Genomic DNA, 25,332 nt, shown 5'->3' on the forward strand with positions numbered 1-25,332 from the left:
AGTGAAAATCTTTACAATAAAAATTTTTGTGATAAACTAAAGTCGAAATGGAAGATACGCAGAAAAGAGGTGTCGTCATGCGTTACTTAGTCACTTTATTTTGGACTTTTGTATTAGGTCAAGTCGTTGGCTATCTAGGCAGCTCACTTGCTGGAGCAACTTATGATTTTCAATTAACTTCAATCATCTCTTTGGTCACAGGTGTGGTGATCATTCTTGTTGGTATTATCGCACCAGCGCCTGAAAAGACAAGCCATTAAAAAAAAACCAGTTACCTTTATTGTAACTGGTTTTTTTTTCTTTTCAACTATTCACTGATGTCCGTTTTACGCAAGCTTTTACGGAAATTAAATCCTGAGATAAAAATATTGATCAGTACAAACCCGCTAGTTACCCAAAAGACGGCGGGATAACCAAAGCCAGCTGCCACCGTTGAGCCGACCATCGGACCTAACACTTGTCCAAAGTTAGAGAACATTTGGTTGTAGCTGTAGATACGGCTGACCCCTTCCATCGGGGTGATCTTGCTGATCAGTGTGTTGATCGACGGCATCAACGCACCCGTCGAAAAACCAAGCAAGAAGCGCAGCACGCCCAACTGAAACGGTGTGGAGACAAAGCCCATCGGAATGAAACAGAAAAATGACAGCAATAAACCGCCTAACAATACCTTGTGATTGCCGTAACGATCACCGATTTTGCCTAAAAATGGCGAAGAGATGATTGCCGAAACACCAGCAACAGAGACGATCAATCCGCTGACAAACAAAATATTGCCACTATTCCCGCTTAGATCACGAATATATAACGTGAGGATCGGGCTGATACTCGTTACACCTAGCTGTAAAATCAGTGACGTAATAAACAAACCGACAAGCAGCTGCATATTTTTGATTTGACCAAAAATTTCTTTGATGGACAGCAAATCGCCCTTTTCAACCGGCTCAAAATCTTCTTGAACGAGAAAAATCGTAAGCAAGAGCGTAATTAGCAGCACAACACCAGTAATGATAAAAACATTTTTCATGCCGAACCATTGCGCCAACGCCCCACCCATCGATGGACCGATCAAATTCCCTGCGATGGCTCCTGTAGCCAATGTCCCAAGCGCCCAACCACTTTTTTCTCGAGGCGCCTGCGAAGCAATCAATGCAGTCGCATTGGGAATATACCCCGATAAAATTCCGGTAAAGAAACGCATGATCAACAACCAATAGACATTCGGTACAAAAGCCAAAGACCCCATCGTCACTGTCATCCCCGCAGCCGCGCGAATCATCATTAAGCGACGACCTTTTTGATCTGCTAGATTTCCCCATACTGGAGCAATGATAGCCGCCGCAAACGCCGTTACTGAGATTGCTAATCCAGAAAACAACTCAATTTGACTCTCTGGAGCGCCTAACTCTTCTATATATAAGGGAATGAATGGCATGACAAGACTAAAACTGGCACCCGTAAAAAAACAACCTACCCATGAAATCAGTAGATTTCGTTTCCAATCAATCTTCATTTACAAACCTTCTTTCACAAATACTATACCGTATCGTGAGTAATAATCAAATAAAAAAATCTTTCTGCAGGTAACATACAGAAAGATTTTCTTCATTAAACTTAACTGATCAAAGCCAAAATGACAAAGTTTAGGATAAACAACGCATTGACGACCCAGATGATCGGAGACACTTCGTTGGCTTTTCCTTTCACTACTTTCACTAATGCGTAGAAAATGAAACCAACAGCGATCCCGTTGGAAATACTGTAAGACAAGCCCATAAAAATAGACGCGAAGAAAGCGGGAACTGCTTCTTCTAGATCGGTCCACTTGATGTCTGCAAACGAAGCCATCATCATTACCCCAACTAAGATCAACGCTGGTGCTGTCGCTTGTGCGGGAACGATTGAGATCAGTGGAGAAAAGATACTGCTGATTGCAAAGAGTGCTGCCACTACAACAGAAGTCAAGCCCGTGCGTCCACCAGCACCGATACCAGCTGCTGATTCCACATAAGTCGTTGTATTTGAGGTCCCTACGATGGCACCTACAGAAGTGGCTACGGCATCTGCAAAAAGGGCTTTATCCATCTTCGTGTTCAACCCGTTACTGTTTTCAACCGCTTCTTCATCTTTTTTCGAAAAGATCCCTGTACGACGTCCAGTCCCGATAAAGGTACCGATCGTATCAAAGACATCTGATAAGCTAAACGCTAAAATCGTCATGATTACTTGAGGGATTTTGGCAGAATCACTGAATAGTGAGCCCATTCCTTCAGAGCCAAACGCAGCGCCAAATGTGATGCCTAGTTCGCTGATGGAACTTCCTAATGAGTTCCCGTGCCAATCAATGGCACTTAAATCCACCACACCCATCAAAATACCGATGATCGTCGTTCCTAAAATACCAAAAATAATTGCCCCACGAACATTTTTCACCACTAATAAAGTAGTCACTACTAAACCAATCACTGCTAACAAAACAGGTGCATTATTGAAATTCGCCAAAGCTGGGACGATTCCCCCATTAAAATTGGCACTCACGATCGTCTCACCGTCGACAACTGAACCCGTCACTGCCGCAGTGTCTGCACTGAAGTTTAGCAAGTTGGCATTTTTGATCCCTACATAAGCCACAAAGATCCCGATCCCGCCGCCGATTGCATGCTGCATGCTTTCTGGAATCGCATGGATGATCATTTTTCTGATACGAGTGACCGTGATAAAAATGTTGATCAAGCCGCAGATGAAAACCATCGCTAATGCTTGCTGCCACGTATACCCCAAACCAAAAACGACGGTAAAGGTGAAGAATGCATTAAGGCCCATTCCAGGTGCTTGCGCGTAAGGCACATTTGCAAATAAGCCCATGATCAGGGTACCAATCACTGAAGCGATGATCGTTGCTAAGAAAACAGCTTGAAACGGCATGCCTGCAGCAGATAAAATCGTCGGATTCACAAACAAAATATAACTCATCGCGAAGAAGGTGGTGACCCCAGCCATCACTTCTGTGGAAACCGTCGTTTTATTCTCCTTTAATTTGAAAAACTTTTCCATGTTATGTTTCACTCCTGAACTTTAATCGTTTCTATGAAAAGAAAAAATGAATAATTGCGCTTTTCATCGAACAATTACAAATTATAAGGGAATAATTTTCGCTTTTCAAACCTTTTTCCGAATAAAACGAACCAAAAACGTTTAATGTTCGTGTTTTGCTTTGTAAATATTATGAAAACTTATCGAAAACTTACTTGTATTGTGAAATGACAGAAATATGTTACACTTAAGCCACTACCATAAGAGAATGGAGCGAGTCTTTTGAAACCAAAAATCATCGCCATTGATTTAGATGGCACAACCTTAAATACTGAATCCCAACTTTCCCCTCGCACACGTGAGGTACTGGTTCGCGCCACCAAAGCGGGACACTTTGTTACCATCGCTACAGGAAGACCTTTTCGTATGAGCGATCAGTTCTATAAAGAATTGGCGCTCACAACACCAATGGTCAATTTTAACGGCGGGTTGGTCCATAAACCTCGACAAGTCTGGGCAAATGAAATGGAGCACTCGATCTCTCGAGAAATTGCGTTTGAGCTCATGGCGCAAAAAGAGCAGCTGGGGCTGACGTTTGTGGCAGCAGAAAATCGCGAAACCTTTTTCATTGACGACCTAAGCGGATTTGATCAGCACTTTTTCTTTTCGGGCAATGCTTCCGAAAAAAATCTATTAGCAAATTTAAAAACGGACCCCACTTCATTACTGGTGAAAACCGAAAATGAATTAGCAGAATCTGTTTCTTTACGTATCAAGGATCAATTCGACGATGCGGTCGATGTTCGAACATGGGGCGGACCTCAAGCTATCTTAGAGATCGTACCAAAAGGGGTCCATAAAGCACTTGGTCTTTCGGTGATCGCGGATTCTTTGTCTTTGGATCGACAAGATATCATCGCTTTTGGTGATGAACACAACGATTTGGAGATGCTAGATTATGCGGGCTGGGGCGTTGCCATGGCGAATGGCACGCAACAATTAAAATCGATCGCCAATGATGTTACCGACAAAACCAATGCGGAAGATGGCATGGTCGATTACTTGGAAAAATATTTAGGTCTATAAAAAAAGCCGATGCGGGATGTCCGCATCAGCTTTTTTTTTTGCTGCCATATTCAAATCAAAGTGTTTCATAAACGATTTCTTTGGCTTCTGGAATCGATTCATCAATAAAGAATACTTTATACCAGGTCAAGAACGTAAAGATCGTCCAGATTTTTCGCTGAAGATTCGGTTTTCCTTGGCGATGGTCTTCAAGCATTTGTAAAATTGCTGTTTGATCGAAGAAGGTTGCCGCAAAGTCTGACTCAAAAAGGCTCTTGACTGCTTCATACCCTGTTCCTTCTTTCAGCCATGCCTTGATAGGTACAGGAAAGCCGAGTTTTTCACGGTTTGCCCACTCTTTTGGCAAATGACGGTTTGACGCTTGTCGAAACACATCTTTGGTGTTGTTTTGATTGATCAAATATTTCGTCGGGATCGTTTGCGACAACTTCTGCATCTCGATATCCAATAAAGGAACACGTAATTCCAAGGAACTCGCCATGGACATTTTGTCTGCTTTTAACAAGATATCCTTCGGCATCCACTGATGAAGATCTAAATATTGCATCTTATTGACCTCGTCTTTGAGACCATTGACTTTCTCGTAATGAGGCGCAACGATTTCAGCAACAGAGGGTCCTTTTTGATACGTTGGTTTTAAAAGCTGCAATGCTTCCTCTTCTTCAAAGACCAGTGCTTGCCCGATAAAGAAGTCTTGGGCAGGTGCCGTGGCTTCATAAAGATGGATTCGACCATGGAAGTTTTTCATTTTGCCGATTTGACGTCCCAAACGAAAGCGGATGTTTTGTGGCAATTTTTTCAACCCTTGGGCAAAAACGCGCACCGCTTTAGAGTTTGTGTGGAAGCCATAAGCAGCATAACCGGCAAATAATTCATCTGCCCCTTCCCCTGATTGAACGACTCGCACTTGCTGTGCTGCCAGATTGGCTAAAAAGTACAAAGGGACACAGCTTGGGTTAGAATCTGGTTCGTCCAAGTGATACTGAATCAACGGGAATGCCTCAAAGGACATTTCACCATCGATGACCGCTGCTGTGTTGTTCAAACCAAGTTTTTCCGTCAATTTGCGGGCCTCGATCGCTTCGTTGTAGGTTTTGTCATCGAACCCGATTGAAAACGAGCGATCTGGTCGCAAGACAGAAGCTACGTAACTTGAATCGACACCACTGGATAAAAATGAGCCGACTTCAACATCACTGATTTGATGAGCGGCAATTGATTCCTGGACTGCTTGATCGATTTTGTCGACCCATTCTTCTCTTGAATGATTTTCTTTCACTGAAAAATCTGCATCCCAATACTGCTTGATCGTCAATCCCTGTTCATTAAACAAATAATAATGCCCTTCTTGCAAACGATGAACGCCTTTAAAGAAGGTTTCTCCGTTCAAAGGCGAGTATTGAAACGTCAAATAAGGTTTCAATGCCTCTTGGTTCAACTCTTTCTTGAAATCTGGATGTGGCAAAAAGCTCTTGATTTCAGAACCAAACATAAAACTGCCATTCATTTGCGCATAGTAATATGGTTTGATCCCAAAGTGATCCCGTGCGCCGAAAAGCTCTTGTTTTTGAGTATCCCAGATGGCAAAAGCAAACATTCCCCGCAGGCGCTGCAAAACATCAATGCCCCACTCCTCATAGCCATGTAAGACTACTTCGGTATCCGCATGGGTAGAAAAAACATGACCCGCTTGGATCAATTCTTCCCGCAACACTTGAAAATTATAGATTTCCCCATTAAAAATAATGACTTTTGTTCGATCCTCGTTAAAAATCGGTTGTGAGCCACCTTCTAAGTCGATGATCGATAAACGACGAAACCCTAACGCTACTTGGTCGTCGGTAAATTTTCCTGAACTGTTTGGTCCGCGATGAACGATCCGGTCCATCATGCGTTCAATAATGATTTCTTTTTGGTCTTTTGAATTGACAAAGCCGACAATTCCGCACATATTTTCACATCCGTTTTCATAATCCATTTTCATTTTTCTAAAGTAAATCATACCATAGAATTCAAGAGATACGATCTCTTTTTCAAAAAAATACAATCAATATATTTTTGCACAAAACATAATTTGGAGATAAACCTTATGATATCAAGGTTTCCAACCAACTCATACTCTCAATCTTACAAATTTGTTATCTAAGAAAATAGCTATCCTCAAAATTCTTAAGAAATTTTTTATGAATTCTATTTTTCTGAAAATATACAAAGATACTTTTCCCGAATTTACTGACTCCAGGAAACTTCTTTTGCTGCCATTCTCAGGCATTGATTTCTTGAAAAGGATCAGTCAGATTCGTTCGTTTGATAGTTTTATTGGACGAATGTGAAAAAAAGTGTTATTCTAACTATGGAATTTCGTTATCAACTAACCGTTGCCTTTCAATGACAAGTTTTAAGAAAGGAGAATGACTATGACATTCTATAACACAGATCTACAATATCGTGTAACTCTGGATACCAAATTGAATTTATTTATCGTTTTCGATAAAAAAGATGCGAATCATTTTGCGACTGGAATTACGATCGAGCAAGCTGTACAAGAATTGAAAAAAACTGCATAAGGAGTTTATCCAAATGAAGGATACCGATTCGTACTGAAAGCACCTCGCTAAGGAAAAAATTAGCTAGGTGCTTTCTTGTTTTTTGGCTCGCTTTTGTCTTTTGCAGTATCCGCTTCTTGCTTCTGTCCACTTTGCTTTTCATCTAGCTGTAAGATTTCATCAACAGATCCTTGCGTAATAAATTTGCTCAATCCCTGTGCCGCAACTTTTGTGTAACGCATAAAGTAATCTTTTTCTTGAAAATCTATCATCTTCCCTCCTACTGATACAACTGTACTTTCATTTCGTTTACTAGCGATTTTACCAGTAATTCTTGAGCGTCACTTCTTTAATACATATGAATGATCCATTAATAGCATACACGTTACATTTGTCAAATCATTCTTTTCCTCTATTCATGAAAAGACAAATCTGTTTTCTGATTCCAGACATAGTACTATTAACTTTAGGAAACTGTTTTATTAGGGGGGATGCTTATGGCTACATTTTTCGCTGGTTTGTTTTTTATCGGTTTGATCGGTTTCATTTTTGGCATTATCTTATTTTATATTGGGTTGATAACTCAAAAAAACAAACGAGATCGAAATGTTTTTCTCATTGTCGCTTCCGCCTTTATTGTCTTGTTTTCGTATGGTGGCTTGTCCTTCTACCAAGATGTGACGTCTTTCGATAGCATCACTGCCCAATTAAGCCTTTCTTTACGTAACGAAGCAAGGAAAAATGAATCCTTTGGCGATGCCACTGCTTCCATGGAACAACCACAAGGAGAACAAACAGCTGGCAACAACGAAGCAAGCAGCGCGCAACAAGAAGAACCCGCAAACAACGAGCAACATACACCTCAACTTTCTCGTGAAGAAAGAAATGCACTGAATCGTGCAGAAAGATACTTATCCAGCAATGCGTTTTCTCAGTCGAGCTTGAAACGTCAATTACTCTATGAAGATTTTTCTGAGAGCGCAGCAGACTTTGCCGTAGCCACCGTGGATGCCGATTGGAACGAGCAAGCTTTGAAAAAAGCAATTCGCTACTCGCAAAATTTATCCTTATCAGATGAGCGTGTGGCGAGCCAACTTTCTTTTGAAGGCTTTACTTCTGAACAAATTGAATACGCCTTAGCGCGTTTGCCCGATTGATTCTTTTCGTTTGTTGCAGGACCACAAGCAAAAAAGGGTTCGACGAATTAGTGTACATTTCTGTTGATTTCCAGATCGAGTCTAGGCTGAGGGTTTTTCAGATGGTCATCGATCAAGCTCGGCAGTCAGTTAGCTTCTGTGCCCATTTTTCTGCCCACAACAAACAAAAAAGCCTATCTCGAAAGATAGGCTAAACGCTCCAAAGCGTTGATATAAGGAGAGTACAGGATTTGAACCTGCGCGCCGGGATGAACCGGGTCGGCGGATTTCGAGTCCGCTGCATTACCACTCTGCCAACTCTCCATAACAGTTATTTTCGCTAGTTTTATTAAAAATGTCAAGAAAAATCTGCACCCAATAAGTAATGGGATGCAGATTTTTTGTTCTTTAATCGAAGATGTAGCTATCTTTCTTTTCGATTACGCCTTCAATAGTCTCGTTGATGATTTTGATGATCTGGTCATCGGTGGGTGTGATAATACCCGCCGACATTAAGGAAGCCAAACCAGTCACAACGATCCATGCGCCATTATGTAGTGCATTTACCGCATCTTCTGAAAGATCCGCATATTTTTCTTCTGATTTGATCAAGGATTTGAAATAGGTCGATGAAAAATCATGCATCAATTTCCCACCGCCATAGTCGTCGATAAAAAGGGCGATGTAGAGATTGTGCTGCTCTTGAGCGAAGCGTATATAATTCAGGCCTAAATCAACAAGTTTGTCTCCTGTTCGAACAACTGGAAAAACATTTTCCGATAAATCTTTGAAAACAGCCTCCACCAAGGTATTTTTTAAGTCCTGCATATTTTCGAACTCAAGATAAATCGGTTGAGTAGAAATTCCCATGTGCTTAGCGATATTCCGGGCCGTAAAATTGCCAAAACCTTCTCTATTGATCAGTTCATAAGCGGCCTTCAAAATGTGTTCTCTTGTATAGACCTTCCTTCGCATCAATAAATCCCCCTTTTTATATTTATTTAATTGTAACCGAGATATTCATTTTTTTAAAATAAAACACTCCATCCGTTATCTTATTTCTATTCACTTTGTTCATTAAAAACGAATGTTTACTAATTAAAAGAAGTACTTCTCCTTTCATTTATCACAAAAAATCCTACGCATTGACTGCTAGTTATTTTTCAAATCTACTTTTCTTCCTTGTTGAAAACTCGCTGAAATTGTACACTAAGAATGTAGTGCGCAAATTCGATTGAAAAAGGAGTTTGGAAATGGCTGAATCAAAAGAGCTATTATTGGAGACCTGTTTGTTGGCAGGAAAAATCATGATGGAAAACGGCTCGGAAGTCTATCGAGTGGAAGATACAATGAATCGAATTGCAGCAAATGCCGGAGAGCAAGGCAGCATTAGTTATGTAACAGCAACTGGACTTTTTATGGGCTTACGCAGTAGCCACTATGCACAAGTAGAAAATGTTCATGATCGAGTCATCAATCTCGAAAAAATTGTTGCCGTCAACGGATTGTCTCGTGCCTATGCTGAAAAAAAAATCTCGTTAGTGGAACTGCACGAGGCATTAAAAAAGGTCAATCCAACGACACCAAGTTTTCCTTATTGGCTGCAGGTGTTTAGTGCGGGCGTGGTCAGCAGTACTTTAATGATTATTTTCGGCGGTGCTTGGTTTGATTTTCTAGCAACGTTTGTCATTGGCTGTCTGGGATTTTTATGCGCCTATTGGGTCAAAAAAGTCATAGATATCCGCTTTTTGGATATGTTTTGCGCCTCTTTACTGATCGGTACTTTGTCTCTTCTAGCGGTCTCTCTTCATGTCGCACAAAACGTCGATAATTTGATTATCGGTGCCGTCATGCCCTTAGTTCCTGGTGTAGCGATCACCAATTCCTTTCGGGATATTTTGGCAGGCCATCTCATCAGTGGGACTGCTCGGGGAACTGAAGCTATTTTCACAGCTGCCGCGATCGGTGTTGGCATCGCCACGGTCTTCACCTTATTTGGAGGGATCTCATGACGATTTTTATTCACCTTTCCTTTAGCTTTTTAAGCACCGTGACCTTTGGTATCTTGACCAATATTCCTAAAAGAGCCTTAGTTGCAACAGGCATTGCTGGAACGGTTGGCTGGATGATCTATTGGTCATTGAAAACGATTGGCTACGGTCTAGGCAGCGCCAACTTCTTAGCCGCATTTGCCGTCGGTTGCGTCAGCATCTTTTTTTCCCGCAGAAAAAAAATGCCCATGATCATTTTTAACATTCCTAGCCTCGTTCCTCTCGTACCGGGTGGTCCTGCCTACAAAGCCGTTCGAGAATTCGCTTTGGGCGACAACTTTGTCGGCTTTGAAAATCTGATGATCGTTGTCATCACCGCTGGGGCGATCGCTGGAGGCTTCATGATGACAAGTGTGGTTGAAAAGATCGTTAATCGTTGGCAAATGAAGCGAACGAAAAAACATCCCTCAGATAAAAAAATCTCCTGAAACTATTGGTGCGCAGAAACTATAAATTTTTCTTATTTCAGACTTTAGTACAATGTTTTCTTTTCGGACTTCTTTTATAATAAAGGCATACCTTACAAAACTGTTTGACGTTTGTCATTTGTTTTACTGGATTTTTCTGGTCTCACCCCGTATAGTGGGATTATGAAACATAAAGGAGATGAAGTCCTGTGAGCATAGCAACTTCTCGTCGTATCATTAATACGATTTCTATTATTGGCTTAGGTTTATCTATCGCATTAACGATCTATTTTATCAATCTAGGTGTTTTCAAAGACATTAATGCACTGCGAGGTCTAGTTGGAAATTCCGTTATCTTAGGACCAATCGTCTTTATCCTTTTGCAGATCTTGCAAGTAGTGATCCCGATCATTCCCGGTGGTGTCTCCAGCGCTGCAGGTGTCTTGATTTTCGGTCCTTATCTAGGATTCGTTTATAACTATGTAGGAATCAGTATTGGTTCTGTCATTATTTTCCTGCTAGGCCGACGATACGGTAAACCATTCATTTTAAGTATGATCAGTGACAAAACTTACGATAAATATATTGGCTGGTTAGATAACCAAAGCCGATTTGAAAAACTTTTCGCCCTTGCAATCTTTCTACCAGTCGCCCCAGATGATGCCCTTTGTCTAATGGCTGGCTTGACCAACATGACAGTGAAGAAATTTACGTTGATTATTTTGTTGGCAAAACCTGCTTCAATTTTCTTGTACAGCATGGCTTTGATTTATGGTGGAACATTCTTAACTGGTTTGTTAGGCGGATAAGAAAAATAGGTAAGAAAAACGATCAATTCATTGAGCCGAACATGAAGGAGCTGCTTTTCATACAGGGATCTATACCTGTGGCGAATGTGCTTCTGAAACTGTTCGACTCTTTTTTTCCGCCTTTCTAGAATAAATAGGAACTAAAATACTTACTTTTGTTAGGATGACGACCATGAATTATTTAAAAAACAGCTTAGTCAACACTTGGGATTTTTTGAAAGACAGCAACGCCTACTTCCGTGATGTGTTACTGATGCACGGTGCTTTGTTGTTCTTAGTGATCCCAATCTTATCGGCTTCCACCAAGTTCGTCTTAAAACGTGGGGGCTTGCCTTACCTTTCTTTTGATAATATTGGCAGTATCTTTACCGACCACCCAGTCGTGCTGCTCTCATTAACACTGATTTTACTTTTGATTTTATTAGCCGTCTTTTTTGAGTTTACTTTTTTGCTGCTAAGTGTCTATTTTATTAAAAAGAAACAGCCGATCAGCTTGCGGCAATTGTTACGGATGACTGTTTTGCAGTTGCGTAAATTACGGCCGATGACCTTTTTATTTTTCCTGTTTTACTTCTTACTGATTTTACCGATCGGTGGGTTGAGTTTTAATTCTGATTTACTCGCAAAAATCAAAATTCCCGCATTTATCATGGATTTCATTTTTGCCAACCGTGTCTTGATCATCGGGGCAGTGCTGTTGGTTTATGTTTTGTTGATTTACTTGGGGATTCGCGTGATCTTTGCCTTGCCAGAAATGATATTACGTGATCTGCCCTTTCGAAAAGCGATCAAAGAAAGCCTCCAAGTAACAAAACGCCGTTTTTTTGCCATCGTTGGTCAATTTGTCTTTATCGGCGGCAGCATCTTGTTGATTTCGACACTGGGCTTCACTTTGCTGATTACCATTCAGGCGGTGATTGAAGTTGTTACACCGGACTATGCGTTGTATAGTGCTGTTTTTATTATGACTTTCTTGCAGTTTATCTTGTTACTGAATGTCATTTTATCGACGGTAGCCATTTTTTACATCATCGTTGATTTCATGGATGATGAAGGCTTTTTACCAGAGATTCCTTCATGGTTCCACCAAGAGCCATTGAGCCAGCGTCATTTCTTAGGTCTAAAAAGTTCGTTGTTTACCTTGGTAACGGTGCTTTTCGGTGTCGGTGTTAGTCTATATAATATGAACTATCTGACTTCAGCTGCTTCGATCCATCCGGTAACGATCTCCCATCGAGGGGTCAGCGACGGACAAGGGGTCCAAAATTCTCTTGAAGCACTACGCTTTACTAGCGAGAAGTACCAACCGGATTATGTTGAAATGGACGTCCAGCAAACCAGTGATGGTCATTTTATTGTCTATCATGATTTTTCTTACCGTCCGTTGACAGGTGGTCATGGCAAACCAGAGCAATTGCCTTTGAGTTACGCCGAATCACTGACAGTTTCGGAAAACAACCAGACAGCACGTATTCCAACCTTTGATGAATACTTGGCACTTGCCAACCAATTGGACCAAAAACTGCTGGTGGAGATCAAAACGCAGCGAAAAGATACCACGGAACTTGTAAAGGCCTTTTTAGCAAGATATCAAGAGGACCTCCTTGCAAATGGTCATATTATGCAAAGTCTCTCCTATACAGTTGTTGAGGAATTAAAGGCGCAGGCGCCTCAATTGATTTCAGGATACATCATGCCCTTCAATGTCGTGGGGCCACCACTGACCAGTGCTGATTTTCTGACGATGGAATACAGTACGATCAACCGCAACTTCATCGCTTCTGCCCGAACCGATGGCAAGGAAGTGTTCGTTTGGACCCCCAATGATGCGGATACTATCAGCCGGATGCGTTTTTACGGCGTGGACGGGATCATTACTGACCAGATGGGGATCTTAAATGAAGAGTTGAGTGTGACGGAAGAAGATATGACTTATTCAGACAAACTATTGAATTTTGTGATCGGCGTTGGCTGATCTCACACGAAGAAAAATGCTGCTCACGGTGTTCCGTTGAGCAGCATTTTTTGCTAGTTGGTTAGGCAACGTTCGTTTGCGTACAAATTTTATTGAAACTGACGATCATCCGACGATTACAAGCTTCTACTTGTGCTTGATCTTCTTCTTCATAACTTGAAACGACGATCAACGCCGTATTTACGTATAGTTTTTCCACCACACCAATCACAGGCTTGCTCGCCCCGACAGGTTGGCAGACATATTTTTCACCGATCGTAATATTCTCCATATCCTCACCTCAACCGTTTTCTTTCTTAAAGATATAATAACAAAAAAGCATCAAATTGAAAACGTTTTATTTCGATTCATCACGCATTTGTCACCAAGAAATGACAGTTTCGTTCGTTGAAACACACTGGTTTGTTCGTGCCACTTCTTAAAAAGCATTTTATACTAAAGGAAATCAAAAGGAGATGAGCAAAATGCCAATTATTCAAACCTGTATCTTTGGACTATTGTCTGCTGCGTTGCTTTGGGGATTAAAAGAAGACCGCTGATTTATTGGCCCAACGATCTAGTAGCACAACAAATACGAAAATAAAACAACGCCTTGAGCCAATCAGACTGGCTCAAGGCGTTTCTTTATCGAATTATAGACGTTCGTTCAATTCTTTTGCAAGATCTTCAAAACCTGGTTTGCCAAGTAAGGCGAACATGTTTTTCTTGTACGCTTCAACCCCTGGTTGGTCAAATGGGTTCACGCCATTTAAGTAGCCAGAGATACCCACAGCGATCTCAAAGAAGTACATGGTGTAACCTAACGTGTACGCATCCATTGTAGGAATTTTTACTAACAGATTTGGGACATCCCCATCTGTATGTGCAAGTAATGTTCCTTCAAAGGCTTTCGTATTAACAAAATCAACTTCTTTTCCTTCTAAGTAGCCAAGACCATCAAGATCTGCTTCTTGTGTAGGGATCGCAATTGATTTGCGTGGTTTTTCAACTTTAACAACTGTTTCAAAGATATTGCGACGGCCTTCTTGGATGTATTGACCAAGAGAATGCAAGTCTGTCGAGAAGTTTGCACTTGAAGGATAGATCCCTTTTTGGTCTTTTCCTTCAGACTCGCCGAATAATTGTTTCCACCATTCTGAGAAGTATTGCATGCCTGGTTCGTAGTTGATCAGCAATTCGGTTACTTTGCCTTTACGATAAAGGATGTTACGCATTGCTGCATATTGATACGCTTCATTTTTTTTAAGGTCGTCACTTGCGTAAGCATCGCTAGCATCTGCTGCCCCTTGCATCAAGGCATCGATATCCGCTCCGCTGGCAGCGATTGGTAATAAACCAACAGCAGTCAATACAGAGAAACGGCCGCCGACGTCATCTGGAATCACAAAGGTTTCCCAGTTTTCAGCATCTGCTTCAACTTTTACTGCACCTTTCGCTTTATCCGTTGTTGCGTAGATCCGTTTGTTGGCTTCTTCTTTGCCGTATTTTTCAATCAAACGTTCTTTGAAAACACGAAAAGCGATCGCTGGCTCAGTAGTTGTTCCTGATTTTGAGATCACATTCACAGAAAAGTCACGGTCACCGATGATTTCGATCAAATCTGCTAAGTATGTTGAAGAAATCGAATTACCTGCAAAAAAGATTTGTGGTGCTTTGCGTTCTTCATTTGGTAGCAAGTTAAAGAAAGAATGATTTAAGAAATCAATCGCTGCTTTCGCTCCTAAATAAGATCCGCCGATCCCGATCACGACTAATACTTCAGAATCAGATTGAATTTTTTCAGCCGCTTTTTTGATACGCGCAAATTCATCTTTGTCATAGTTTTTAGGAAGGTCGATCCAACCTAAAAAGTCGCTACCAGCACCTGTTCCTTCGCGTAATTGTTTGTCTGCTGCTGTAACTTGACTTTGCATGTAGCTCAATTCGTATTCGTTCACGAATGGTGCTACTTTCGAATAGTCAAACTTGATGTGTGACATGATTTGTCCTCCTTGAAAAAATAGTTTTTCATACACTACCTACTTTACGTTTTTTTTCAACTTTTTTCAAGTAATTCCTGATAGGTAGCCTGTTGGGTGATTTTAGACAAGTCCTTGAGCAAACATTGCTTTAGCAACTTTTTCAAAGCCTGCGACGTTCGCACCTAACATAAAATTATTTTTTTGATCGAAGGTTTCAGCAGTATCACGGCATGCTTCATAGATCGACTTCATGATATCGTCCAATTTGGCATCGACTTCAGCTTTTTCCCATTGCAGTCGTTGGGAGTTTTGACTCATTTCTAACGCAGAAACGGCTACGCCGCCAGCATTGGCTGCTTTTCCTGGGCAGTAGAAAATTCCTTCTTCAATAAAATATTCTGCTGCTTCTAATGAGCTAGGCATATTCGCGCCTTCAGAAACGACCCGGACACCATTGGCTTTTGCACGTTTGGCTTGTGAGAGATCAATCTCGTTTTGGGTCGCGCAAGGAAAGGCTAATTCCGCTGGTGTATCAAAATCCCAGACAGATGCCCCTTCATGATATTCGGCTGATGGACGTTCCTTGGCGTAAGCCGTCAACCGTTCACGCTTCACTTCTTTGATCTCTTTTAACAAGGCCAGATCAATGCCGTCTTTATCATAGATAAAACCAGAGGAATCAGAACACGTGACAGGGATCGCACCTAATTCTTGCAATTTCTCAATTGCATAAATCGCAACATTGCCGCTTCCAGAAACGATCGCTTTTTTGCCTGCAAAGGTTTCACCTAGGTCTGTCAATAAATGCTTAACGAAATAAACGGCGCCATAACCCGTTGCTTCTGTGCGGTTTTTACTGCCCCAGAAGTCTAATGGCTTACCAGTTAAAATACCAGCATCGTATTGTTTCAATCGTTTGTAGGCACCAAACAAATAGCCGATTTCTCGGCCTCCGACACCAATGTCGCCAGCAGGAACATCTAAGTCAGGTCCGATATGTTTTGACAGCTCCGTCATAAAGCTTTGGCAAAAACGCATCACTTCGGCATCGGATTTGCCTTTTGGATCAAAATCACTTCCGCCTTTGCCGCCGCCGATCGGCAGACCTGTCAAGCTGTTTTTGAAGATTTGCTCAAACGCCAAAAACTTCAAGATACTCAAGTTTACACTTGGGTGAAAACGCAAGCCGCCTTTGTAAGGCCCCATTGCCGAGTTGAATTGAATCCGATAGCCACGGTTTACTTGCCAGTTGCCTTGATCATCTTGCCACGGGACTCTGAATTGGATAAAACGTTCTGGTTCAGTTAAGAGTGCAAGGATATTTGATTCAATATATTCTGGATGCTCCTCTAAAAAGGGAACGATCGTAGGCAAAAATTCGTCAATTGCTTGAAGAAATTCCGGTTGGTGTTGGTCTTTCTCATGAATCTTCGCTTGAATTTCTTTCACGTAAGCTGAAGCTTTGGTCATAGTGCATTACCTCCTTTAAGATATTTTCTATTTTAAAGAAATTTTCTGAAATTGCACGCTTTTTTTTAGAATTGTCAGAATTTTTTATTATTCGAAAAAAATCGACCAATCCTTTCAGCACTCATAGCCGATATGTTACAATCCCAAAGAGGTGAAAAGAATGGAAAAAACCTATGATGTCATTGTTGTTGGTGCAGGTACGAGCGGCATGATGGCTGCGATCACTGCTGCCAAACAAGGTGCGCGGGTGTTATTAATCGAAAAAAACAAAAAAATCGGCAAGAAATTATTGATGACTGGCGGCGGACGCTGCAATGTAACCAATAATCGGCCGGTAGATGATTTAGTTGCTCATATTCCAGGAAACGGCAAGTTTTTGTATAGCACGTTTTCTCAATTCAATAATTATGATGTAATGGCGTTTTTCGCAGACTTAGGTGTCGTCTTAAAAGAAGAAGACCACGGACTGATGTTCCCTGTGACGAACAAATCAAAAACCATCGTCGAAGCGTTGCTTCAAGCAATCAACGATCATCACGTCACCCTATTGACGAACACGGTCGTCACAAAGCTGATCCATGACGGCAGTCAAATTCGCGGCGTGCGAACCGAAACCGATGAGTTCTCTGCCCCTAGTGTGATTTTGACGACAGGTGGCCGCACCTATCCTTCCACGGGCGCAACGGGGGACGGCTATAAGATGGCAAAAAAAGTCGGCCATACCATTACGCCACTTTATCCAACCGAATCGCCGCTTGTTTCAGAAGACTCCTTTATTCAAGAGCGGACGTTGCAAGGCATTTCCTTGCAAGACATCACGTTGAGTGTCTTGGATCAAAAAGGAAAGCCCATCGTCGCCCATACCATGGATCTTTTGTTTACCCACTTTGGGTTATCTGGTCCAGCTGCTTTACGCTGTTCCTCTTTTGTGAACCAAGAATTGAAAAAGCAACAACCCGTGACGGTTGTTCTGGATTGTCTGCCAGCAAAATCCCATGAAGCCTTGACCCAGGAATTGATTCAGTCTGCGGCTTCGAAGAAACAATTGCCGAATGCTTTAGCTGGCTTTTTGCCTGAGCGCTTGATGACCTTCTTTTTGCAGCAGCTAGACCTGCATGAGCTGGTTGCTGAAAAAGCCTCACCAGAACAGTTGGCTGTGCTCGCTTCCTTGATCAAAGGCTTTTCAGTCACTATCGTTCGCACGTTCCCGTTAGAAAAGTCTTTCGTGACTGGTGGCGGGGTCCATCTGAAAGAAATCAATCCAAAAACCATGGAGAGCAAGAAAATCAACGGCTTGTATTTTGCTGGTGAATTATTGGATATCAATGGGTATACAGGTGGTTTCAACATTACAGCAGCGTTTTGTACTGGACATGTTTCAGGGAAAAACGCAGCAGAAACAGCTAGTTATTTCAGTTATTGATCGATGACCCAGGTGTTGGCAGCAATATCCTTGCCGTTGCTACCAACACCTGGGTCTCCTCTCTTTTTGCTTATTAGTTGGGTTTTTCTCAAAGTAGGCGTAGACTAAAGATAGCAAGATCGAGGGAGGTTTTTTTAATGAAACGAATTTCAAGAGGTAAATTTGAACGAATGCAAAAACTTTCAAATGAGGATGGTGTGATTGCCGCACTAGCGATCGACCAACGTGGTTCCATGAAAAAAATGATGAAGGCGGCAACTGGACCGGATGACTTTACGATGGAACACATTTATGAATTCAAGCAGTTGGTTTCCCAAGAATTGACCAAATATGTCAGCAGTATTTTGTTAGACGAGGAATATGGCTTCTTAGGGATCGAAGCAAAGAATCCCACCGCTGGCTTGATCCTTTCCTATGAAAAAACAGGGTATGATGTCAATACGCCGGGTCGTTTACCAGAAATTCTACCCAATGAATCGCTGCAGCGCTTAGTGAAAAAAGGGGCAGATGCTGCGAAAGTCTTGATTTATTATAATCCAGATGAACCGCAAGAGATTTTAGATACCAAACATGCGTTTTTAGAACGTTTAGGTACGGAGGCACAAGCGGCCGATATTCCGTTATTTGTAGAGCCAATCGTTTACGACGATGAGATCACAGATGACAAATCACCTGCTTTTGCCAAGATCAAACCGAGCAAGGTCATCCGAACCATTCAGGAACTGACGAAAGATCACTACCATATCGATATTTTGAAAGTCGAAGTACCGGTTCAGTTCGACTTAGTTGAAGGTTTCCAAAAAGAAGGCTTAGAGGCCGTCTATACGCAAGAAGAAGCTGCCAATTACTTCAAAGAAGCTAGTGACGCTGCGACGCGACCATTTATCTATTTGAGTGCGGGTGTCCCAGCGAATGTCTTTCGCGATGAATTGACCTTTGCTGGTCAACATGGTGCTAAATTCTCAGGAATCTTAGGTGGACGAGCAACTTGGCGCGATAGTGTGGAAATCTATGGGAAGCAAGGCGCCAAAGCATTACTGGAATGGCTGGACACCCAAGGGAAAGAAAATGTTGAAGAATTAAACGCCATTCTAAAACAATATGCCACTCCGTGGTTTGACTTTTATGGTGGTTTAGAAAATATTGAGGTTTTCGATATTGAAGTAATGGAATAAAATAGTACAAAATAATCCCCGTGAACGGCATTTCAAGATGGTTCACGGGGATTTTTTATTCGTGTTCAGGTGCCAACAAATCGGCAAAGACCGCCCTAGTCAATTGTTGCAACGCTTGTGGGGCAAGCCCCATCTGCAACCCGCGCTTTCCTGCAGAAACCACGATTTCTTCCAGTGTCTGCGCCTTATGATCAATATAAGTAGGAAAGAGCTTTTTCATCCCGATCGGCGAACAGCCGCCGCGAATATAGCCAGTCGTTTCTTCTAAATCTCTCAGATGCAGCATCTCTACTTTTTTGTTTCCACTGACTTTTGCTAACTTTTTCAGATCCACTTCTCTGTTTCCAGGAATCACAGCCACCAGCGGACCTGTTTTGTTGCCCACTGCCACCAGCGTTTTGTAGATGGCTTGCGGGCGTGCTAGTTGTGCAGCGACGGATTGCGCATCGAGATGATCTTCCGACCACTCATAGGTGTATTCGTTATAAGCGATTTTCTGTTGTTCTACTTGACGGATCGCATTGGTTTTTTGTTTCTTCTTCGCCATTTTATCCCTCTTTTGTTTTGGTTTCTTTTAAGAGAAGGCCTTGGCTGGTCTTACTCATTGAGTGAAAATTCTTGTAAGTAGTTGGTCATTCGTTCGATCGGTATTTGTCCAGGTGCTGAAGCACCTTGCAACGAAGCAAAAGTAAAGACCGAACCAGTCAATGCCCCACTAACCCGGCTGATTTTCCCCAGCTCCCCCATCGACATGATCGCCAACGGCAGTTGGTTGAAGCCACGCGCTTTAGTAATGATCCCCATCAAACGCAAAACATCTTGGACTTGCTTGGGCATCATCGCTAACTTACCAACATCGGCACCAAATTGATTCATTACGCCGATCTTTAAAATCAACACAGCATCTTCTGGCGTTTTCTCAAAATCATGATTGCTCAATATCAGCTTTACCTGTGCCTTTTTGATTTCTTGAATAAAGGCTCGACCTAAAAATTCAGCTTTCTCTAATTCGACATCGATCCAATCGATCAAGCCTGAATCAGCAGCAGCTAAACACAATTCTTTGTACTGGGTCAATGTGAACGCCCGCTCGCCCCCTTCTTCCAAGGTTCGAAAAGTGAAGAGCAGCTCTTTGTGCTTTAATGTCGTGCGAATATGTGATAACGCATCTAAGACCGCTTGCTGGTCTTCGACATGTTTGTAATGATCAACACGCCATTCGACGATCTGTGCCTCTGATTCCTCAGCAGCAATGGCTTGTTTCAAGATCTCTTCATTGGTTTTCCCAATCAATGGCACACAAATCAACGGTGTTTTCCCGTCTAACGTTACTGGTTTTGATCGGCTCATCTACTTCACTCCTTTTTCATTTGATAAAAGAATACTTTCAGATAGTTCCCTTCGGAAAAATGCTTATCTACCACAAAATCAGCTGGTAGACGATAACTTTGAATACATTCATAAGCAACGTGTGCTTTCTCTAAGGATGCTTCGATCATTTCTTGAAACTTCCTCGGTGAAAGATTGGCCGCATTCGTTGAGGCGATCAACAAGCCATCAGGCGCTAAAATCGCCAAACTATCAGTGACTAAGTCGCCATAATTTTTCGCAACCGAGAAGACCTTTTTCTTGTTGCGGGCAAAACTCGGCGGATCTAAAACGATCACATCAAAGCGCAAATCTTTTTTGCTGGCATAATTGAAGTAATTGAAAACATCCATGACATGGATACGCTGGGTATCTGGATCAATGCCGTTGACTGCAAATTGTTCGCGGGTCTTTTCTAGACTGCGTTTTGCCAAATCGACGCTCGTTGTTTGAGCAGCGCCACCGACAGCAGCAGCGACAGAAAACGCCCCCGTATAACTGAACATATTTAAAACCGTCTTGCCAGCTGCCAAGCCATCAACAAGTTGCCCACGAACTTCTTTTTGATCCAAAAAGATGCCCGTCATTAATCCTTCGTTCAAATACGTCGCATACGTGACGCCATTTTCCTTCACCAGTAAGGGTTCAGGTGCCGTTTTTCCATAGACCCATGCTGATTCAGGCAGATCAGACGTAAAGCGGATTTTTTCATATGCCCCTTTGATCTCGGGAAAGATTTGACGAAAAGCCGCCACGATCGCTTTTTTATGTTGATAAAGGGTGGCATTGTACCAAGAAAAAACGACATACTCGCCATACAAATCTACGGTAAGTCCCCCCAATTGATCCCCCTCGCCATTAAACAGACGAAAGGCATCTGTCAGGTCATCTTGATAGTAAGCACTGCGTTTACCTTTTGCTTTCGCAAAGCGTTGCGCAAAGAATGCTTGGTCGATCACTGTTTCTTCAAAGGATACGACCCATCCGATCCCTTTATTTTGTTCCCCAAGATAGCCGACACCTAAGAAATGGTTGGCCTGATCAATAAAGGTGACCCACTCCTTCGTCTCGATTGCTTGTTGAAGATCTTCTCTTTGGATCAACGGATTCTTTTTGCGAAGCTTCGCTGATCCTTGCTTCGTTAGTTTTATTTTCATGTTCATCTGCTCCATTCATTCTCCATTTTAGTATAGCAAAAAGCGACTGTATTGTCTGTATCCTTGAAAGTAAAGAAATACTTAATTCCGCGTCATGACAAGGAATTCATTTGACACGTCTTTCACAGCCTAGTAAAATGTACTGTGATGTAAAATCGTAATTTACCGGTTATACTGGAAAAAGAGAGGACGATTCCTTTGAAAAAAAATAAAGTATCCACCTTTGTGAATACAAGAATGGGCTTTTTTTTCCTATTAGCCCTATTATTTTGGCTAAAAAATATCTTTGCCTATATGGTGGACTTCCACCTAGGTATTGAAAGCAGCATTCAGTACTTCATCTTATTCATCAATCCGATCGCAACGACTTTGTTGCTGCTGTCGATCGCATTGTACGTAAGAAGAACCAAAGCAGCTTATATCACGATGCTTGTGATTTATTTCTTGATGACTCTGCTGTTGTTCTCCAATGTTTCGTACTATCGAGAATTCACTGACTTTATCACCATCAACACGATGCTTGGTGTTGGAAAAGTGGCAAGTGGTCTAGGAGAAAGCGCAATTCGCTTGTTCCGTCCCTACGATGTGTTGTACTTCATTGACTTTATCGTGCTGATTGCAGCCTTTTCAATGAAAAAAATCAAAATGGACACTCGTCCTGTGCGGGCACGGATGGCTTTTGCGATCTCAACCTTAGCTGTCATGGTCTTTTCTGCCAATCTTTTCTTAGCAGAAGCGGATCGTCCTGAACTGCTTACTCGAACGTTTTCTCGTGACTATTTAGTGAAATACCTTGGGATCAACGCCTTTACGGTTTATGATGGCGTGCAAACCTATCAAGCTTCGCAAGTACGTGCCGAAGCAAGTCCCAACGACATGAACGAAGTAGAAAGCTATGTCAGAGAACATTACGCGGAACCAAATGATGATCTGTTCGGTATCGCAAAAGGCAAGAACGTCATTTATATTCACTTAGAAAGTGTTCAGCAATTCTTGATCGATTATAAATTAAAAGATGAAGATGGTGTTGAACATGAAGTTATGCCATTTATCAATAGTTTGTATCATAGCGATAGCACCTTTAGTTTCGATAACTTCTTCCATCAAGTAAAAGCTGGGAAGACCAGTGATGCGGAAACGTTATTCGAAAATTCCTTGTTCGGATTGAATCAGGGGGCATTATTCACTCAACTGGGTGGGAAAAATACCTTTGAGGCAGCGCCAGATATTTTAGGTCAAACCCAAGGCTATACCAGTGCGGTTTTCCACGGAAATACGGGTACCTTCTGGAACCGAAATGAAACCTACAAACGGTTTGGCTATGATTATTTCTTCGACGCATCGTATTATGATGTCAATGATGAAAATTCATTCCAATACGGTTTACATGACAAACCGTTCTTTGAACAATCGGTACAATACTTAGAACGTCTGCAACAACCGTTCTATTCAAAATTCATTGCAGTTTCTAACCACTACCCATATTCTGAATTTACCAATGAAGAAGGTGGCTTCCCGCTAGCGAACACTTCTGATCAAACGATCAATGGGTATTTCGCAACCGCGAATTATTTAGATAAAGCCGTAGAAGAGTTCTTTAATTACTTGAAAGAAAGCGGCTTGTACGAAAACTCAGTCATCGTTTTATATGGTGACCATTACGGAATTTCCAATTCTCGGAACCGCAACTTAGCAGAATTGCTTGGAAAAACAAGTTCGACTTGGACAAACTTTGACAATGCTTCATTGCAACGTGTCCCTTATATGATCCATATTCCAGGACAATCAAACGGCGGCATCAATCATACGTATGGTGGCCAAGTTGATGCGTTGCCAACCCTCTTGCACTTACTCGGTGTAGATACATCGAACTATATTCAATTGGGACAAGATTTATTCTCTGATCAAAATGAACAACTGGTTGCCTTCCGCGATGGCGACTTTGTGACACCAGACTACACTTACTATAGCAGTACATTGTATGACAATCGTACCGGCATGCCGATCAACGATCCATCCGATGAACTGCAAGCGAAAGTCGATGAGTGGAAAGCCAAAGTTGACAAACAGCTGTCGGTTTCTGATCAGATCAACAATGGTGATCTCTTACGTTTCTATGCGAAGAGCGGTTTAGAAGAAGTCGATCCTTCGACCTATAATTACAAAGACGCCCTTCAGCAAATGATGGCTATCGAAAAGAATCTAGGCAGTGATTCAACCAGCGCCTTTTCTCAAAACGGCAATCAATCGACCGTCGATCTGTACCAAACAAAAACCTTCCAAGAATACCAGCAGATGACGGAACAAGATAGCGGAGAATAACCTATAAGTACTACAAGATCGATCCAGCAAGGCGGATGCTTTGCTGGATTTTTTTCGGCTGTTTTGTTCGTAAAAACCCGATTTTTTCTATTGCTTTTTTAGCTTCGATATTTTACTACAAGAACTTCATACTTTATTCAAACTCCCCTTTTATACTATGAAATAGGATGAGGTGAACTAGATGAAAACTATACATTTTGCGATTGCCAGCATATTTTATCATAAAAAAGCCATGGTGCTTTATACGCTTGTATCCTTCTTTGCCGTGATTGGCTTGATCGTGACCTTCGCCTTGATCTACTCAATGGATCAAGTGATCGCTCAAACCAGAGATCTCTTAACAACAGAAGATTTGCAAACGAAAGTAGCGGAAGAGATCCAACCAGTCACGACGATCTATCATCAACTGTTCTATTTGATTTTTAGCGCCTTTACACTGGTCTTTATCGGCTTTCAAGTTTATTACCAATTATCGAAACGCTCAGAATACACTGCCTGGTTAGCAAGTGGTGCCACCACCAGACAATGGGTGGCGATGCAGTTGCTTGAAATGCTCTTGCCGCTTTTAGCAGCTGCCGTGACCGCCTTTGTGTTATTGCTGCTCTTCCAGCCTTATTTCCAGCGAGAATTGCTTAGCGGGCATATCATCGCTCTTGATCGTGAGCGTGCTTCGGATCACTTTTGGGAGGCTGTTCAAAGTCTTCCTGGTCAAGAATTCGCCATTACGATCCCACAAAACAATCAAATTCTGGTCCAAAATGTTGACTTGAACAGCACCACTTGGCTGGCTATTTTATTTGAGAGTACGCGCCACACACTTATCGTATTGCTTGCTGCTGTTACCAGCTTTACTGGTCTGATTGCTAGCGGACATAGTCTGTATTGGAGGAAAAAACAATGGAAAAACCAACTCAGCTAACGAAATCAATTGGTTTCTTTTATGTTGCGAAAGACAATGAAACAAAAACATCTGAATTAAGCTTGCTGCTTTCACAAAAAAAAGCAATCTTGATTCGCGCACAGTGGCCCTCCGTCCCCTTTTTATCGGTCATGGACAATGTATCTCTTGCAAATAAAAAAGGGGGCGATTTAGAGGAAGTGCTGCCTTATGTACAGCTTCCCTTATCGGCTTTGAAAAAAGATCGAACAGAGTTAACACCCTTTGAGGAGCTCAAAATTCAACTGCTCTTAGCTTTACTTTCAGAAAGAGAAACCCTTTTAATCGAAAATGTCTTGAGCACATTAACAACGAACGAGGTTCAAACCCTGTTGCCCTTGTGTCAAGAAATCGCCGAACAATTTGCTGTTGCCATCTATTTGATTCATGAAGACGAATGCTTTGCCCATACCCCTTATACTACTTATCTATAGTTTACATAGCCCCCAAACAAGAAGGCTTGCTTGCAAAAGCAG

General features: G+C 41.9%; 24 protein-coding genes and 1 tRNA gene. 13 read left to right on the forward strand and 12 right to left on the reverse strand.

Features of this window, described 5'->3' with window-relative positions; all coding sequences use genetic code 11:
• Positions 1-77: 77 nt before the first annotated feature.
• Positions 78-260: a YjzD family protein gene (locus IGI96_RS02090; protein WP_008377814.1), complete on the forward strand. Its 183-nt coding sequence runs from the start codon at positions 78-80 to the stop codon at positions 258-260.
• Between the two features lie 47 nt (positions 261-307).
• Here the strand turns inward: IGI96_RS02090 and IGI96_RS02095 are convergent, their stop codons facing one another.
• Both IGI96_RS02095 and IGI96_RS02100 read right to left on the reverse strand, forming a co-directional pair.
• Positions 308-1,513: a multidrug efflux MFS transporter gene (locus IGI96_RS02095; protein ID WP_005231893.1), complete on the reverse strand. Its 1,206-nt coding sequence runs from the start codon at positions 1,511-1,513 to the stop codon at positions 308-310.
• 101 nt (positions 1,514-1,614) lie between these two features.
• Positions 1,615-3,054, reverse strand: coding sequence for an NCS2 family permease (locus tag IGI96_RS02100; RefSeq protein WP_005237180.1), 1,440 nt, complete (start codon positions 3,052-3,054; stop codon positions 1,615-1,617).
• A gap of 261 nt (positions 3,055-3,315) precedes the next feature.
• On the opposite strand from IGI96_RS02100, the gene IGI96_RS02105 reads away from it, so the two are divergent.
• On the forward strand, positions 3,316-4,119 hold the full coding sequence (locus tag IGI96_RS02105) for a Cof-type HAD-IIB family hydrolase (protein ID WP_005229159.1): 804 nt from the start codon (positions 3,316-3,318) through the stop codon (positions 4,117-4,119).
• Positions 4,120-4,174: 55 nt separating this feature from the next.
• Here IGI96_RS02105 and asnB read toward each other — a convergent pair whose 3' ends face one another.
• Complete coding sequence (gene asnB, locus IGI96_RS02110) at positions 4,175-6,070, reverse strand: asparagine synthase (glutamine-hydrolyzing) (RefSeq protein ID WP_010749664.1); 1,896 nt, start codon at positions 6,068-6,070, stop codon at positions 4,175-4,177.
• Positions 6,071-6,536: 466 nt separating this feature from the next.
• On the opposite strand from asnB, the gene IGI96_RS02115 reads away from it, so the two are divergent.
• Complete coding sequence (locus tag IGI96_RS02115; protein WP_005229155.1) at positions 6,537-6,686, forward strand: hypothetical protein; 150 nt, start codon at positions 6,537-6,539, stop codon at positions 6,684-6,686.
• A 59-nt stretch (positions 6,687-6,745) separates the two neighbouring features.
• On the opposite strand, the gene IGI96_RS02120 is transcribed toward IGI96_RS02115, so the two are convergent.
• Positions 6,746-6,937 carry a hypothetical protein gene (locus IGI96_RS02120; protein WP_254907816.1) on the reverse strand — a complete coding sequence of 64 codons (192 nt, stop codon included), beginning with the start codon at positions 6,935-6,937 and terminating at the stop codon, positions 6,746-6,748.
• A 225-nt stretch (positions 6,938-7,162) separates the two neighbouring features.
• Between IGI96_RS02120 and IGI96_RS02125 the strand changes: the two genes are divergently transcribed.
• A complete protein-coding gene (locus IGI96_RS02125; RefSeq protein ID WP_086338018.1) occupies positions 7,163-7,822 on the forward strand; it encodes an Ltp family lipoprotein in 660 nt (219 codons plus the stop codon).
• A gap of 215 nt (positions 7,823-8,037) precedes the next feature.
• Here IGI96_RS02125 and IGI96_RS02130 read toward each other — a convergent pair.
• A tRNA-Ser gene (locus IGI96_RS02130) sits at positions 8,038-8,125 on the reverse strand.
• 84 nt (positions 8,126-8,209) lie between these two features.
• Complete coding sequence (locus tag IGI96_RS02135) at positions 8,210-8,776, reverse strand: TetR/AcrR family transcriptional regulator (RefSeq protein ID WP_010749693.1); 567 nt, start codon at positions 8,774-8,776, stop codon at positions 8,210-8,212.
• A 278-nt stretch (positions 8,777-9,054) separates the two neighbouring features.
• Here IGI96_RS02135 and IGI96_RS02140 point away from each other — a divergent pair, with 278 nt between their 5' ends.
• The 4 genes from IGI96_RS02140 (at position 9,055) to IGI96_RS02155 (ending at position 13,043) form a co-directional block, all read left to right on the forward strand.
• Complete coding sequence (locus IGI96_RS02140) at positions 9,055-9,813, forward strand: threonine/serine exporter family protein (RefSeq protein ID WP_010749694.1); 759 nt, start codon at positions 9,055-9,057, stop codon at positions 9,811-9,813.
• Positions 9,810-10,280 carry a threonine/serine exporter family protein gene (locus IGI96_RS02145; protein WP_016608602.1) on the forward strand — a complete coding sequence of 157 codons (471 nt, stop codon included), beginning with the start codon at positions 9,810-9,812 and terminating at the stop codon, positions 10,278-10,280. Before IGI96_RS02140 ends, IGI96_RS02145 begins: the two co-directional genes overlap by 4 nt.
• A 188-nt stretch (positions 10,281-10,468) precedes the next feature.
• Positions 10,469-11,068, forward strand: a complete 600-nt coding sequence (locus IGI96_RS02150; protein WP_005229140.1) for a TVP38/TMEM64 family protein — start codon at positions 10,469-10,471, stop codon at positions 11,066-11,068.
• 172 nt (positions 11,069-11,240) lie between these two features.
• Positions 11,241-13,043 carry a glycerophosphoryl diester phosphodiesterase membrane domain-containing protein gene (locus IGI96_RS02155; protein ID WP_086338017.1) on the forward strand — a complete coding sequence of 601 codons (1,803 nt, stop codon included), beginning with the start codon at positions 11,241-11,243 and terminating at the stop codon, positions 13,041-13,043.
• Positions 13,044-13,104: 61 nt separating this feature from the next.
• Here IGI96_RS02155 and IGI96_RS02160 read toward each other — a convergent pair whose 3' ends face one another.
• From IGI96_RS02160 to gdhA, 3 genes are all read right to left on the reverse strand, one after another.
• A complete protein-coding gene (locus IGI96_RS02160; RefSeq protein ID WP_005229136.1) occupies positions 13,105-13,314 on the reverse strand; it encodes a hypothetical protein in 210 nt (69 codons plus the stop codon).
• Positions 13,315-13,675: 361 nt separating this feature from the next.
• Entirely contained in the window at positions 13,676-15,022 is a 1,347-nt protein-coding gene (locus IGI96_RS02165) for a glucose-6-phosphate isomerase (protein ID WP_438784805.1), read from the reverse strand.
• 102 nt (positions 15,023-15,124) lie between these two features.
• Complete coding sequence (gdhA, locus tag IGI96_RS02170) at positions 15,125-16,474, reverse strand: NADP-specific glutamate dehydrogenase (RefSeq protein ID WP_010749697.1); 1,350 nt, start codon at positions 16,472-16,474, stop codon at positions 15,125-15,127.
• 160 nt (positions 16,475-16,634) lie between these two features.
• Between gdhA and IGI96_RS02175 the strand changes: the two genes are divergently transcribed.
• A complete protein-coding gene (locus IGI96_RS02175; RefSeq protein ID WP_438784806.1) occupies positions 16,635-17,897 on the forward strand; it encodes an NAD(P)/FAD-dependent oxidoreductase in 1,263 nt (420 codons plus the stop codon).
• A gap of 137 nt (positions 17,898-18,034) precedes the next feature.
• Positions 18,035-19,072: a tagatose 1,6-diphosphate aldolase gene (locus IGI96_RS02180; RefSeq protein ID WP_086338015.1), complete on the forward strand. Its 1,038-nt coding sequence runs from the start codon at positions 18,035-18,037 to the stop codon at positions 19,070-19,072.
• Between the two features lie 55 nt (positions 19,073-19,127).
• On the opposite strand, the gene ybaK is transcribed toward IGI96_RS02180, so the two are convergent.
• Genes ybaK through IGI96_RS02195 form a run of 3 tightly spaced genes read right to left on the reverse strand, consistent with a single transcriptional unit; the run spans position 19,128 to position 21,597 of the window.
• Positions 19,128-19,619, reverse strand: a complete 492-nt coding sequence (gene ybaK, locus IGI96_RS02185) for a Cys-tRNA(Pro) deacylase (RefSeq protein WP_086338014.1) — start codon at positions 19,617-19,619, stop codon at positions 19,128-19,130.
• Positions 19,620-19,669: 50 nt separating this feature from the next.
• On the reverse strand, positions 19,670-20,422 hold the full coding sequence (gene aroD, locus IGI96_RS02190) for a type I 3-dehydroquinate dehydratase (RefSeq protein ID WP_005229128.1): 753 nt from the start codon (positions 20,420-20,422) through the stop codon (positions 19,670-19,672).
• Between the two features lie 5 nt (positions 20,423-20,427).
• Positions 20,428-21,597, reverse strand: coding sequence for a class I SAM-dependent rRNA methyltransferase (locus IGI96_RS02195; protein ID WP_176323945.1), 1,170 nt, complete (start codon positions 21,595-21,597; stop codon positions 20,428-20,430).
• 237 nt (positions 21,598-21,834) lie between these two features.
• On the opposite strand from IGI96_RS02195, the gene IGI96_RS02200 reads away from it, so the two are divergent.
• From IGI96_RS02200 to IGI96_RS02210, 3 genes are all read left to right on the forward strand, one after another.
• Entirely contained in the window at positions 21,835-23,919 is a 2,085-nt protein-coding gene (locus IGI96_RS02200) for an LTA synthase family protein (protein WP_086338711.1), read from the forward strand.
• Between the two features lie 181 nt (positions 23,920-24,100).
• Positions 24,101-24,838 carry a hypothetical protein gene (locus IGI96_RS02205; protein ID WP_438784807.1) on the forward strand — a complete coding sequence of 246 codons (738 nt, stop codon included), beginning with the start codon at positions 24,101-24,103 and terminating at the stop codon, positions 24,836-24,838.
• Positions 24,817-25,290 (forward strand): hypothetical protein, encoded by a 474-nt coding sequence (locus IGI96_RS02210; protein WP_005229123.1) that lies wholly within the window; start codon positions 24,817-24,819, stop codon positions 25,288-25,290. Before IGI96_RS02205 ends, IGI96_RS02210 begins: the two co-directional genes overlap by 22 nt.
• The last annotated feature ends 42 nt before the right edge of the window (positions 25,291-25,332 follow it).

Origin of the sequence: Enterococcus sp. DIV0421 (assembly GCF_051713745.1) — a bacterium.
GTDB classification, from domain to species: Bacteria; Bacillota; Bacilli; order Lactobacillales; family Enterococcaceae; genus Enterococcus_D; species Enterococcus_D casseliflavus.